Origin of the sequence: Salinarimonas sp., from assembly GCF_040111675.1 — a bacterium.
Classification (GTDB): Bacteria; Pseudomonadota; Alphaproteobacteria; order Rhizobiales; family Beijerinckiaceae; genus Salinarimonas.
In genome coordinates this window covers 2,505,446-2,518,118 of record NZ_CP157794.1, presented here as the reverse complement: position 1 = coordinate 2,518,118, position 12,673 = coordinate 2,505,446, and the positions used below count along the sequence as shown (strand labels likewise).

Genomic DNA, 12,673 nt, shown 5'->3' with positions numbered 1-12,673 from the left:
CCCCGAGAGCCGTGCGCACCGTCCTCCTCCTCACCGCCTTCCTCGCCGCATTCGTGTCCGCGCCCGTCCGCGCTCAGCCCGAGCGCGCGCCCGCGCCGCTCGTCGTCGGCGTGGCCGAGATGCCGCCCTACGCCATCCGGCTGGAGGACGGCGCCTGGTCGGGCCTCGCCGTCGACCTGTGGCGCATCACCGCCGAGGAGCTCGGGCTGAGCTATCGGCTGGTCGACGCGCAGGGCAGGGGGCTGGCGGACGGGCTGGCGCAGGGCCGCTTCGATCTCGCGCTCCCCGCGCTCGCCGACGCCGAGGCCGAGCGCGCCGTCGATTTCACGGTGGCGATCGAGCCGGCGGCGATCGGCGTCGCGCGACCGCGGTCGAACGGCGTCCTGGAGGTGGCGCGCAATCTCTTCGGCTTCCAGTTCCTCGCGGTCGTCGCGTCGCTGTCCGTGCTTCTTCTCGCGGTCGGCGCCGTCGTCTGGGCGATCGAGCGCCGCCGCAATCCGGAGCAGTTCTCGCCCGGACTCGTCCGCGGGCTCGGCGACGGCTTCTGGTGGGCGGGCGTGACGCTCACGACCATCGGCTACGGCGACAAGGCGCCGGTGACGCTGCTGGGGCGCGGCGTCGCCATGCTGTGGATGCTCGTCGGCCTCGTGGTCTCCGCGGCGCTGACCGCCTCGCTCGTGACCCTCGCCGGCGTGGGCGACGGAACCCGCCGCCTCGTCCTCACCGACGACCTCGGGGGCGCGGTCGTCGGCGCGCGGCCGGGCTCCGTCGTCGCCGGCGTCCTGGACGATGCGGGGATCGCCGTCGAGCCGTTCGCCACGGTGGAGGCCGGCCTGGAGGGCGTGCGCGCGGGCTGGATCGACGCCTTCGCCGGCCCGGCCCCCACGCTTCGGGCGGCGGTCACGGGGACGCTGGTCGTCGCCGAGACGCGGGCCCGGCCGCTGCGCATCGCCGTCGGGCTCCCCGAAGGATCGCCGCTCGTCGAGACGCTCGACCGCGCCTTCCTCGACCGTCTCGCGTCGCCAGGCTGGGCGGCGCTGCGGCGGCGCTACGGGGAGGACGGCTGACGCGGGACGCGAGGCTTGATGCTGGCGTAGCCGATGGCGAACAGGACGACCGCCGTACCGAGCACCTCGACGCCGGGGGAGCAGCCCCGTCCACTTCGTACTCCGATCGCATAAGATATATTATGGAACCAATCAGCTCATCCGGGAACGCGGATGTCGGTCGCCCCGGCGATGAAGAACGGTCGGTACGCCTCTGTGGGCAAACCGTTTCCCGCCTCTACGCGCGTCGGCAGCCGACGCCCGCTGAGGTCCGTAGCTCCGACAGCCCGCCGAACGGGTCAGCGGGTCCAATCCTCCACGGCGAGGCCGGGCACGCGCTCGAACGCGCGCACGTTCGCCGTCACCAGCGTCAGCCCGAGCGCCAGCGCGTGGGCGGCGATCTAGAGATCGTTTCCGCCGATCAGCGCACCCCGCCGTTCGAGGTCGGCGCGGATACCGCAGCTCGCCGATCACCCCCACGGAGGTGCATGTTCCTTATGCGCCATGCGCTACGAACCGCTCGCGGACGAGCGCTGGCCGCCGACGGCACAGCATGATCAGCACGTTCGTGTCGAGCAGCAGCGTCGAAGGGCTCACCGATCGCGCTCCTGCGGAAGCGGGTCGTCGGCGTCCTCGATCGCCCGCATCATGTCTTCGGGCATGGAGTCGATGGCGGCGAGCGCCGCTCGCGTCCGGTCGAGTTCCCTCAGCACCACCTCGTCTCCGCGGCGAAAGACCTGCACCTCGGCCGACTCGAACGCGAACTCCTTCGGCAGCTGGACCGTCTGCCCGCCATCCGACTTGAAGACCTTGGCCGTGGCCATGGGCGCCTCCGTACGTGTCCCGGAAATCTACGCCCTCGCCGGGGTTCGGGAAAGAGCGGCATCGGTTTCGGGCGGCGCAATCGGGTCGCGGCGGGTCGACGCCCGTGTGAGCGTCCGGACAGCAGACCGGAGCGCGCCATGCCCCTCGAGACCCTGATCGCCCTTCTCGCCTTCCTGTTCCCCCTCGCCTACAGCCCCGGCCCGGGCAACGGCTTCTTCGCGGCGCTCGGCGCCGCCGGCGGCCTGCGCGCCGCCTGGCCGGCGCTCGCCGGCTACCATGTCGCGACCTTCGCGGTGACGGCACTGATCGGTCTCGGTGTCGGGCTCGCGCTCCTCGCCGATCCGGCGGTGGCGACGGCGCTGCGCGTCGCCGGCGCGGCCTATGTCGCCTGGCTCGGGATCGCCTTCCTGCGCGCCGCGCATCGCCCGGAAAACGGCGGCGGGATCGGGCGGGCGGTCCGCGGGCGCTTCGTCGACGGCGCGGCGCTGCTCGTGCTCAATCCGAAGGCCTACATGATCATCGGGCTTCTGTTCACGCAGTTCCTCGGCCCGGCCGACGACCGGCTCGGGCGGGTGCTGGCGCTCTCGGCCGTGTTCACGCTGAACAATCTCGTCGCCTTCGTCGTATGGACGCTGGCGGGAATGGCGCTGGCGCGGCTCCTCGCCTCGGCCGGCGACGGGCGGACTGTCAACGCAGTCTTCGCCGCGAGCCTGATCGGCGTCTCGATCTGGATGCTCGTCGGATGAAGAAGCAGGCGCAAGAGAGGCTTACGCCTCGATCCTCATCCCGTCGTAGGCCGGCTCCACGCCCGCCGGGAGTCGCGCCTCGAGGGCGTTGTAGTCGAGATCCGTATGGAGGTTGGTCAGCACGGCGCGGCGGGGCTTCACCCGCTCGATCAGGGCCAGCGCGTCGGAGACGCTGTAATGCGAGGGGTGCGGGGTGTCGCGTAGCGCGTCGATGACCAGGGTGTCGAGGCCCTCCAGCATCGCCTCGGCCTCCGGCGGCATGAAGCTCACGTCCGGCGCATACGCGAAGTCCCCGAAGCGGAAGCCGAGCGCGTCCTGAGGTCCGTGCTTCATCCGAAACGGCCGCGCCTCGACCTGCCCGCCGGCGCCCTCCACCACCACCGGCTCGGGGTCGCGGATGCGCCGCTCGTCCAGGATCGGCGGGTAGTCGCTGCCGGGCGGCGTCCGGAAGCAATAGCCGAAGCGGTCCTTCAGCGAGGCCGACGTCGCCGCGTCGCACCAGACCGGGATACGGGCGCGCATGTGGATGGCGATCGGGCGCAAGTCGTCGATGCCGTGGGTGTGGTCGGCGTGATCGTGCGTGTAAAGCACGGCGTCCAGGTGCCTGATGTCGTTGTCGATCAGCTGCAGGCGCAGATCCGGCCCGGTATCGACGAGGACACTGGTCACGCCGTCGGGCCCATGACGGGCGACGTGCAGCGCGCAGCGCCGGCGGCGGTTCCTCGGCTCGGACGGATCGCACTTGCCCCAGCCGGAGCCGGGGCGGGGGACGCCGCCGGAGGAGGCGCAGCCGAGGATCGTCGCGACGAGCGTCATCGGGCGCCCTCCCCGGTCTCGATATCGCCCGCGATCCCGTCGAGCGCCGCCGCCTTGCGGAACAGCCGGTAGAAGTTGGCCGTCGTCGTCTCCGCCAGCGCTTCCGGGCTCATGCCGAGCGACTCCGCGAGCGAGGCCGCGGTCATGGCCACGTAGGCCGGCTCGTTGGGCTTGCCGCGCTTGGGCTGCGGGGCGAGATAGGGCGCGTCGGTCTCGACCAGGATGCGCTCGTGCGGGACGGAGCGCGCGATGGCGCGCAGCTCGTCCGAGCGCTTGAAGGTGACGATCCCGGAGAAGGACACGTAGAGCCCGAGCTCGATGCCGACCCGGGCCAGCGCGGCGCCCGACGAGAAGCAGTGCAGCACGGCGTCGAACCGCCCCTTCCCCATCTCCTCCGTCAGGATCGCGATCATGTCCTCGTCCGCGTCTCGCGCATGGATCACGAGCGGCAGGCCGCTCTCGCGGGCGGCGGCGATGTGGGCGCGCAAGACGCGCTGCTGCACGACTCGGGGGCTCTTGTCGTAGAAATAGTCGAGCCCCGCCTCGCCGATGGCGATGCAGCGCGGATGGCGCGCGAGATCGACGAGCGTCTCCGGCGCGACGTCCGGCTCGACGCCGGCATTGTGCGGGTGCGTGCCGATCGTGCAGAAGATCCGCGCGTCGCGCTCCGCCAGCGTCCGATAGGTCTCGACCTTCGCCACGAAGGTCGAGATCGTCACCATGCGCCCGACGCCCGCCGCCTCGGCGCGCGCCAGCACGCCGTCGAGATCGTCGCCGAGACCCGGGAAGTCGAGATGGCAATGGCTGTCGATCAGCATCCTGCGCGCCGCCTCACTCCGTGACCGTCTCGGGCGCGACGTAGCGCGGGAAGATCGGCGCGGGCGCGGGCAGGGGCGCGCCGGTCTCGAGGCGACCGCCCTCCCCCACGTCGGCGAGCATCCGCTTCTCCTCCGGCACGGCGAGCAGATCGAGCAGCTTCGCCGCAGCCGACGGGATCGCGGGCTGCGCCGCGATGGCGACGGCGCGCAGCACCTCGATCGTGACGTAGAGCACCGTCTCCATCCGCTCGGGATCGGTCTTGCGCAGCGCCCACGGCTCCTGGGACGCGAAATAGCGGTTGGCGTCGCCCACGACGGCCCAGATGTCGGCGAGCATGGCGTGGATGGCGAAGCTCCCCATCGCCGCGCGCGCCTTCTCCGGCAGCGCGTCGGCGGCCGCCAGGATCTCGCGGTCCGCGTCCGTCAGCGCCCCGCAGGCGGGGACCTTGCCCGCGCAGTTCTTGGCGATCATCGACAGCGAGCGCTGGGCGAGGTTCCCGAGATCGTTGGCGAGATCCGCGTTGATGCGGTTCGCGATCCCCTCCGGCGAATAGCTGCCGTCCTGGCCGAACGGCACCTCGCGCAGGAAGAAATAGCGGATCTGGTCGACGCCGTAGGTCTCGGCGAGATTGAACGGGTCGACGACGTTGCCGACCGACTTCGACATCTTCTCGCCCTTCACCAGCAGGAAGCCGTGCCCGAAGACGCGCTTCGGCAGCGGCAGGCCGGCGGCCATGAGGAAGGCCGGCCAGTAGACCGTGTGGAAGCGGGTGATGTCCTTGCCGATGACGTGCAGGTCGGCGGGCCAGTACTTCGCCCGGGGCGCGTCCGGGTCCGGGAAGCCCGTGCCGGAGAGGTAGTTCGTCAGCGCGTCGATCCAGACGTACATGACGTGGTCCGGGTCGTCCGGCACCGGCACGCCCCAGCCGAAGGTGGTGCGCGAGATCGACAGGTCCTCGAGGCCGCGCTTGACGAAGGCCACGATCTCGTTGCGCCGGCTCGTCGGCGCGATGAAGTCCGGGTTCGCCTCGTAGTGCGCGAGCAGCTTCTCCTGGTAGGCGGAGAGACGGAAGAAGTAGCTCTTCTCGTCGATCCACTCCACCGGCGAGCCCGTCGGCGCGAGCCGCGTGCCGTCCGGCTGGAGCGTCAGCTCGCCCTCGTCGAAATAGGCCTCGTCGCGCACGGAGTACCAGCCGGAATACTCGCCGAGATAGATGTCCCCGTTCGCCTGGATTCGCCGCCACAGCTCCTGGACGGAGGCGTAATGGTCCGGGTCCGTCGTGCGGATGAAACGGTCGAAGGAGCACGACAGGCGCCGGCCCATCTCCTCGAACCGCACGGCCATGCGGTCGACATAGGCGCGCGGGGTCGTGCCGGCCTTGGCGGCGGTCTGCTGGATCTTGAGCCCGTGCTCGTCGGTACCCGTCATGAAGAAGACGTCGCGCCCGTCCAGGCGCATGAAGCGTGCGATGGCGTCCGCGGCCACGACCTCGTAGGCGTGGCCGATATGCGGCTCGCCGTTCGGGTAGGAGATCGCCGTCGTGATGTAGAACGGCTTCTTGTCGGCCATCGTCGATCCCTCGCGCGCCGGGGCGCGCGCCGGCGCGCCCCGCCTGAAGACTTATCTTGTCGCGCGGACCGCCTCGGCAAGGTCCCCGAACAGGGAGAGGACCAGGGGACGCCGGTCGAGATTGTAGATGTCGGCGTCGACGGCGGCGCGCGCGGACTTCTCACATACCTCGACAAGCGGCGCAAGACGACGGGCCCCCTCCCCCGCGCGGGCCTCCATCAGCTCGGACGCCCAGCGCTCGACGGTCTCCAGCGTGATCTCCAGGTCCTGCTCGGCGCCCTTGCGCGCGAGCCGATCCGCCAGCGCCGCGACCTTGCGCCAGTCGAGCGCGGGGAGGCCGGCGAGGAGGCCCTCGACGGTCTCCACCGTGCGCGCCCGGTCGGGATCGAGGAGCTCGATCGCCCGGCGCGCGGAGCCGTCGGCGCCGCGGATCGCCGTGGCGAGCGCCTCGTCCGGCGCAGCCCCCAGCGGCTCGGGCAGGGAGCGGATCACCCGCGTCAGGGCGTCGTCGGCGAGCGGGCGCAGCAGCAGCTTGCGGCAGCGCGAGCGGATCGTGGGCAGGACGCGCTGGGGGGCGTGGGAGAGGATGAGGAACAGCGAGCGCGGCGGCGGCTCCTCGACCATCTTGAGCAGCGCGTTGGCGGAGGCAGGGATCAGGTCGTCGGCCGAATCGACGATGCAGACCCGGTAGCCCTCGTCGATGGCAGTGGAGCCGAAGAGCTGGAGCGCCTTGCGCACCTCGTCGACGGGGATCGTCGTCGAGGCGGCCTTCTTGTCTGTGGCGGGCACGCGCCGCAGCACCATCAGCCCCGGATGCGCCCGCGCCACAACCTGCCGCGCCGCGCGCGAGCCCGGCGGGACGTCGAGGCTGTCGACCGGACCGGCGGGGCGCCCGCCCCGATCGAGCACGAACTTGGCGACGCGGTAGGCCAGCGTCGCCTTGCCGATGCCCTGCGGCCCGCCGATCAGCCAGGCGTGGTGGAGCCTCCCGGCTTCGAGCGCGTCGCGGAAGGCGCGCTCGGCCTCCTCCTGGCCGAACAGGACGTCGCGCTCGCGCGGATGCGGTGCGCCCGGCAGGCGATCGGGCTCGGGCGGGGGCGTCTTGTCAGCCATGCTGGGCCAGGATCTCTTCGGATGGCGGAGCGTCGATGCGGGGCATGACCGTGTCGGCGATGCGCGCCGTGACCGTCTCCATGTCCCCCGACGCGTCGACGAGGACGCAGCGCTGCGGCTCGGCCTCGGCGATGGCGTGGAAGGCCTCGCGCAGGCGCTCGTGAAAGGCGCTCGCCTCGCCCTCGTAGCGGTCGACGGCGCCCCCCTCCCCCGCGCGCCGGACGGCGGCGCGGTCGAGGGCGGTGGCGACGGGCAGGTCGAGGATCAGCGTGAGGTCGGGCCGCGTCTCGCGGATCGCCCAGCGCTCCAGCGCGTCGATGGCGGCCGGCGGAACCGCGCCGACCGCGCCCTGATAGGCGCGGGTCGAATCGGCGAAGCGGTCGCACAGAACGATCGCGCCGCGGGCGAGCGCCGGGCGGATCGTCGTCTCGACATGGTCCTTGCGGGCGCGGGCGAAGAGCAAGGCCTCGGCGAAGGGGCCGAGCGGCTTCGCCTCGCCGGAGAGGATGGTCCGGCGCAAGGCCTCGGCGTGGGGCGAGCCGCCCGGCTCGCGGGTCGTGACGACCTCGTGGCCGCGCGCGCGCAGGCGCTCGGCGAGACGCGCGACCTGGGTGGACTTGCCGGTCCCCTCCCCGCCCTCGAAGGTGATGAAGCGCGCCCCCATCGCGCCCGTCACGACGAGCCGGGCGCCGCGGCGGGATCGCCGAAGATGGCGCGGCGAATGGCGCCCGCGCCGAGCTCCCAGAGCCCGTCGAAGGCGCGCCGCGAGATCGGCCCCTGCCCCACGCTCTCCGCCGTCTCGAGCGGCGCCTCGAGCGCGAGCGTGTCGCCGCGCATGACGCGCAGCACGCCCACCGGCGTCCCCTGCTCCACGGGCGGCAGGAGCGGCCCCTCGTACACGATGCGCGCCGACAGCCGCTGGTCGTCGCCGCGCGGCATCAGGATCTCGATCGGTCGATCGGCGGTGAGCGCCACGTAGGGCGTCGCGCCGCCGTAGACCTGCGCCTCGCCCACCGTCTCGCCGGGCTCGAACAGGCGGCGGCGGTCGAAGGCGCGAAAGCCCCATTCGAGCAGCTTTCGCGCCTCCTGGGCGCGCTTCGCCGCGGTGTCGAGCCCGTTGACCACGACGACGAGCCGCTGTCCGTCCTGCACGGCCGAGCCGACGAGGCCGTAGCCCGATTCCGAGAGGAAGCCGGTCTTCACCCCGTCCGCGCCGATGTTCATCGTGAGGAGGTCGTTGCGGTTGCGCTGGGTGATGCCGTTCCAGGCGAAGCTCTCCTCGCCGAACATGGCGTAGATCTCGGGCGAGGTCTCGACCAGGTGAAGGGTCAGCAGCGCCAGCTCGCGCGCCGTCGTCACCTGCTCGGGGTGATGATAGCCCGTCGCGTTGCGCCATTCGGACGTGGTCAGCCCCAGCGCGTGCGCATGACGCGTCATCATCCGGGCGAAGGCCTCCTCGGAGCCGGCGATACCCTCCGCCGCCGCGATCGAGGCGTCGTTGCCCGAATGGATGATGATGCCGCGCAGGAGATTCTCGAGCCCGATCTCGGAATTCACCTCCGCGAACATGGTCGAGCCGCCGGACGGCGCGCCGCCCGTGCGCCAGGCGTTCTCGGAGACGACGAACGTGTCGTCCCAGTCGAGCCGGCCCTGGCGCAGCTCCTCGGCGATGACCTCGACGGTCATGATCTTCGCCATCGAGGCGGGCACCATCGGCACGTCGGCGTTCTTCGAGAACAGCACCGTCCCCGTCGCCTGATCGATCAGGAAGGCCTGCTCTGCGGCGGTCTGGAACTCCGCCGACGCCGGGCGCGCGGCGGCGAGGACGAGAACGGCGATCGTGAAGGCGATGCGGATATTTGAGCGCAGCGCTTGACGCGCGCTGCGAGCGAGACAGAACACGGCTCGGGCTCCCTCACGCGGACTGGCGCGCACTGTGCGCGAGCCGCGGCCCGAAATCAATCGCGCGAGCGCCGGCGGCGTTCCCCGCCCTCAGCGCCGCAGGCTGGCGAAGCCCTGCGCCTCGACGTCGGCGAACGGGCCCGCGCGGGTGAAGCCGCGGGCCGGCTGGTCGGGCTCGGCGAAGAAGATGCCGACGAGCTGCACCGGCGGCTGGAGCGCGCTCAGGCGCCCGGCGGGCTCGGCGCCGCGCAGCGAGGGCGCCGGCTCCTCGGCGGAGAGGCTCGCGAGGGCCGCGGCCGGACGGGCCGGCGGCGTCGGCAGCGACGCGAGCGGCGGGGCGGAGGCGAAGGCCAGCGTCGGCGCCACCGGGCGGTCGGCCGCGGCGAGCGGCGTGCGGTCGACCCGCGGCGCGCCCTCGGCGGAGGCCACCATGATCGTGGTCGCGCCCTCGATCGGCATCTCGGCCGGGCGGCCGTCGGTGCGCAGCGTCGCCATCAGGATCCGATCGTCGCTGCCGTCCGTGGAGGCCGGGCCGACATAGTCGACGCGCACGCGGGCGACGCCCGCGCCCTTGAAGTCGAGCGCCTCGGCCGTGGCGCGCGAGACGTCGACGATGCGGTTGCCGTGGAACGGACCGCGATCGTTCACGCGCACGATGACCGAATGGTCGTTCTCGAGGTTCGTGACCCGCGCGTAGCTCGGCAGCGGCATCGTGGTGTGCGCCGCGGTCATGGCGAAGCGGTCGAAGACCTCGCCGTTCGCCGTCTTGCGGCCGTGGAAGCGCGCGCCGTACCAGGAGGCGAGGCCCTCGGCCGAATAGTCGGGATCGTGGCGCGGCACGTAGGTGCGCCCGGCGATGGTATAGGGACGGCCGATATGCTGGCGCCCGCCGCCCTTCTCGATCGCCTCGCCGTCCTCGGCCACGCGCTCGCTGGGCGTGACGCCGAGCTTCGGGTCCATGCGCGACACCTGCGACCCGCAGGCCGCGAGCGTCAGCGCCACAGCGCTCACGACGCCGATGCGCACCGCCTGCGCCGTCCGAGCCTCGTCCTTCGCCATCACCATCACGCCCCGTGTCTCTCGCGCGACCCGATCGGGCCGCGGCTTCCGCCGGTTGACCTCGCGCGCTCGCCGGAGAATCCCGCGGCGCACGGTCGGCACGTTTTCGCCGGACTATGCCTGAAATGCGGCGGCGTCGACAAGCTTTCGCCCCATTCCGGGACGCGCCGCCGATGTTCCGCCGGCTTTCCGGTCATGTTCTATCCCCGTTCGCGTCTCGGCCGGGCGAAAACCGGGAGGCTGTCGCATTCCGGCAACGCCCCGGCCGGGCCCGCTTTCCGCCTTTGACGTGAGACGGTGAACGAAGCCTTATACGCCCGGCGCGACCACGACACGCTTTTCACGCGTCCCCACGCGGGGTAGACAAGGCGCGAGGAAGGGTGGCCGAGTGGTTTAAGGCAGCGGTCTTGAAAACCGCCGTGGGGGCGACTCCACCGTGGGTTCGAATCCCACCCCTTCCGCCACTATCCTCGAGCGCGCGTTCTCCCGCCCCGGCACCGGGAGATCGGGGCGTGACACGCCCGAGGCCGGTGTCTCCGGAGCCGCCGACGCCTCGTTCGGCGAAGCGCTCACGGCGTCATCGGATCATGGAGATCGCCAGATCCGCGAGCGCGGCCTCGAGGGTGGGCACCAGGTCGCTCGTGTCGTCCGCGATCCCGACATCGGTGTTGATCTGGAAAGCGACGGTCACGCCGTGCTCCGCGTAATGGCGCAGGCTGGATACATAGGCGGGAATCCAGCCGCCATGCCCCCAGACCGGTCCGTGCGGCGTGTCGGCGTAGATCGCCACGCCTGCGCCATAGAGGATGCCGGGCGCGTCGGGCCCCACGGGCACGCCGTCGAGCAGCCGGTCGAGATAGGGTCCGGGCATGGCCTCGCCGCCGAACAGGAGGCGCCCCCACCGCGCCAGGTCGGGCGCGGTCGAGGCGAACCCGCCCCCGGCCGATTCGATGGCCGGGTTCCACAGGAGCCGGCCCTCGGCGTCGGCGGTCCGCTCGGGCAGCCCGAAGGGGTTGTCGGGCGCGACGTAGCCCACCGCGAGCCCCGGCAGCTCCGGGCGGTCGGAGGGGAAGGTGCCGTCGAGCCCGAGCGGCGCGAGGAACCGTGCGCGGACGGCGTCCTGCCACGGCCGGCCCGTCGTCTCCTCGATCACCAGGGCCAGCAGCACGTAGCCGGTATCGCTGTAGGACCATGCGGTCCCGGCCTCGAAGAGAGGCGCGCGCCCCGAGACGAAACGCACGAGCCGCACGGGGTCGACATCGAAATGCTCGCCTGCGGCCATCCCGGCCCAGGCCTGCCGGAATTCCGGCAGGTGCACGTGGTCCGGCAGGCCGGCGCTGTGGTGCAGCAGATGGTCGATCGTGATGGTGCCGCCATTCGGAAGCCGCGCGAACCATGGCCGATCCCCGAGCCGGGCGGACAGGAGATCGGCGCGGGACAGGAGCCCCTCGCCTTCCAGCGCGAGCACGGTGGCCGCGACGAAGGTCTTGCCGATGCTCGCCGCGGGCATCGGCGTCTCGGCCGTCATGGCGCGACCGTTCTCGACGTCGGCGAGACCGGTGGCCGCCGTGACGACCGTCCGGTCCGGCAGGACGATCGCCGCGGTGGCCCCCGGAAACGCGTATCGCGCGTGGAACGCGTCGAGCGTCGCCGCCAGCTGCGTCGAAAGGTCGGGCCCTTCCTGCGCCGCCACGGGCGCCGCGAAACAGGCCGATGCCAGAAAGAGGACGAGAAGGAAGCCCCGACGCATGGCGTCACTCGGCCGCACGCGGGATGGAGGGGCGCGGAGCCGGCAAGACGTCGGTCACGGCGTCGTCACGGGCGAGCATCGTGTCCCGGTTCCACCATACGACGACGACGGCCACCCCGACGAGAATCCACGTGTCCCAGGGCTGCGCGTCGGGCCAGAACGGGTTGATGAGCTGCCAGTGGAACAGCATCGGCCATAGCAGGCTGCCCCGCGCGCGGTTGAGGATCGGCGTGACCAGGACCGCGAGCGTCACGTTGCCCACGAAGAAGGGAAGGAAGCTCCACTCGGCGAAGACCACGCCGGCGAGGAAGAAGGCGGGCAGGTGCCACACCCCCCATGTCGCGCCGATGACGAGGCCCGCCCAGAGCGGCGCCATGTGCCGCTGAAGAAGGGGCTGCATCACGCCACGCCAGCCGAGCTCCTCGATCGGGCCGAGGAACAGCATCATGAACAGCACCGCCACGACCGGTCCCGCCCCTTCGGGCGGCAGCGGCGCCAGCACCGGCCCGCCCTCGATCAGCGATCCCGCGACGAAGACGAGCGGCAGGACCAGCAGGATGAACGCCGCCCAGCCCGCGGACCCGCGCCACATCAGCAGCCGCGAAAGGAAGGCGCGGATGCCCGAGAGACCCGCGCTCCGGGACACGACGACGACGGCGGCGATGGCCGGCGACCAGGTGGCGAGAAAGAAGAAGGGATGCGACCCGCTGATCTCGCCGAAAGTGTCGGCCGCCATTTCGGGGGCGACGATGTAGGCCCCGATGAGCCCCCAGGTGATCAGGAACGTCACGGCGAGAAACGGAACGAGAGCCGAGCTCCGTATGGCCTGCGGGGAAGGCGAGCTCGATCTCGTCCGCATCGTGAAGGCTCCCGGGACCGTGTCCGCGTCCGCAGCCGTATGTCACGATACGGCGAATTCCACGCTGACATGGATCAAGCCTGCGCCGTCGAGGCGCTGTTCGTGCGGCTTCATCCCCCGCAGAGCGCGGGTTTCGATCGCTCCTCCGAGCGGCGCCGCGCCTGTATTC

The 12,673-nt window shown here is 71.8% G+C and carries 12 protein-coding genes and 1 tRNA gene; 3 read left to right on the top strand and 10 right to left on the bottom strand.

Annotation, left to right across the window (positions count from 1 at the left end):
- Positions 1 to 11 precede the first annotated feature (11 nt).
- A complete protein-coding gene (locus tag ABL310_RS11670) occupies positions 12 to 1,067 on the top strand; it encodes an ion channel (protein ID WP_349371841.1) in 1,056 nt (351 codons plus the stop codon).
- Between the two features lie 572 nt (positions 1,068 to 1,639).
- Here ABL310_RS11670 and ABL310_RS11665 read toward each other — a convergent pair.
- Positions 1,640 to 1,870: an AbrB/MazE/SpoVT family DNA-binding domain-containing protein gene (locus ABL310_RS11665; RefSeq protein WP_349371840.1), complete on the bottom strand. Its 231-nt coding sequence runs from the start codon at positions 1,868 to 1,870 to the stop codon at positions 1,640 to 1,642.
- A 138-nt stretch (positions 1,871 to 2,008) separates the two neighbouring features.
- Here ABL310_RS11665 and ABL310_RS11660 point away from each other — a divergent pair, with 138 nt between their 5' ends.
- A complete protein-coding gene (locus ABL310_RS11660) occupies positions 2,009 to 2,617 on the top strand; it encodes a LysE family translocator (protein ID WP_349371839.1) in 609 nt (202 codons plus the stop codon).
- Positions 2,618 to 2,638: 21 nt separating this feature from the next.
- On the opposite strand, the gene ABL310_RS11655 is transcribed toward ABL310_RS11660, so the two are convergent.
- The 7 genes from ABL310_RS11655 to ABL310_RS11625 form a co-directional block, all read right to left on the bottom strand.
- A complete protein-coding gene (locus ABL310_RS11655; RefSeq protein ID WP_349371838.1) occupies positions 2,639 to 3,433 on the bottom strand; it encodes an MBL fold metallo-hydrolase in 795 nt (264 codons plus the stop codon).
- A complete protein-coding gene (locus ABL310_RS11650; protein WP_349371837.1) occupies positions 3,430 to 4,251 on the bottom strand; it encodes a TatD family hydrolase in 822 nt (273 codons plus the stop codon). The genes ABL310_RS11655 and ABL310_RS11650 overlap by 4 nt, the downstream gene beginning before the upstream one ends.
- 13 nt (positions 4,252 to 4,264) lie before the next feature.
- A complete protein-coding gene (gene metG / locus ABL310_RS11645) occupies positions 4,265 to 5,821 on the bottom strand; it encodes a methionine--tRNA ligase (protein ID WP_349371836.1) in 1,557 nt (518 codons plus the stop codon).
- Positions 5,822 to 5,872: 51 nt separating this feature from the next.
- Positions 5,873 to 6,934: a DNA polymerase III subunit delta' gene (locus tag ABL310_RS11640; protein WP_349371835.1), complete on the bottom strand. Its 1,062-nt coding sequence runs from the start codon at positions 6,932 to 6,934 to the stop codon at positions 5,873 to 5,875.
- Positions 6,927 to 7,598: a dTMP kinase gene (tmk, locus tag ABL310_RS11635; RefSeq protein WP_349372044.1), complete on the bottom strand. Its 672-nt coding sequence runs from the start codon at positions 7,596 to 7,598 to the stop codon at positions 6,927 to 6,929. The genes ABL310_RS11640 and tmk overlap by 8 nt, the downstream gene beginning before the upstream one ends.
- A gap of 8 nt (positions 7,599 to 7,606) precedes the next feature.
- The gene (locus ABL310_RS11630) at positions 7,607 to 8,836 is read right to left on the bottom strand and encodes a D-alanyl-D-alanine carboxypeptidase family protein (RefSeq protein ID WP_349371834.1); all 1,230 of its coding nucleotides are present in this window, start codon (positions 8,834 to 8,836) and stop codon (positions 7,607 to 7,609) included.
- 90 nt (positions 8,837 to 8,926) lie between these two features.
- Complete coding sequence (locus tag ABL310_RS11625; RefSeq protein WP_349372043.1) at positions 8,927 to 9,901, bottom strand: septal ring lytic transglycosylase RlpA family protein; 975 nt, start codon at positions 9,899 to 9,901, stop codon at positions 8,927 to 8,929.
- Positions 9,902 to 10,269: 368 nt separating this feature from the next.
- Here ABL310_RS11625 and ABL310_RS11620 point away from each other — a divergent pair.
- A tRNA-Ser gene (locus ABL310_RS11620) sits at positions 10,270 to 10,359 on the top strand.
- A 113-nt stretch (positions 10,360 to 10,472) separates the two neighbouring features.
- Here ABL310_RS11620 and ABL310_RS11615 read toward each other — a convergent pair.
- Complete coding sequence (locus ABL310_RS11615) at positions 10,473 to 11,645, bottom strand: serine hydrolase domain-containing protein (RefSeq protein WP_349371833.1); 1,173 nt, start codon at positions 11,643 to 11,645, stop codon at positions 10,473 to 10,475.
- A gap of 4 nt (positions 11,646 to 11,649) precedes the next feature.
- Positions 11,650 to 12,435: a CPBP family intramembrane glutamic endopeptidase gene (locus ABL310_RS11610; protein WP_349371832.1), complete on the bottom strand. Its 786-nt coding sequence runs from the start codon at positions 12,433 to 12,435 to the stop codon at positions 11,650 to 11,652.
- Between the last annotated feature and the right edge of the window lie 238 nt (positions 12,436 to 12,673).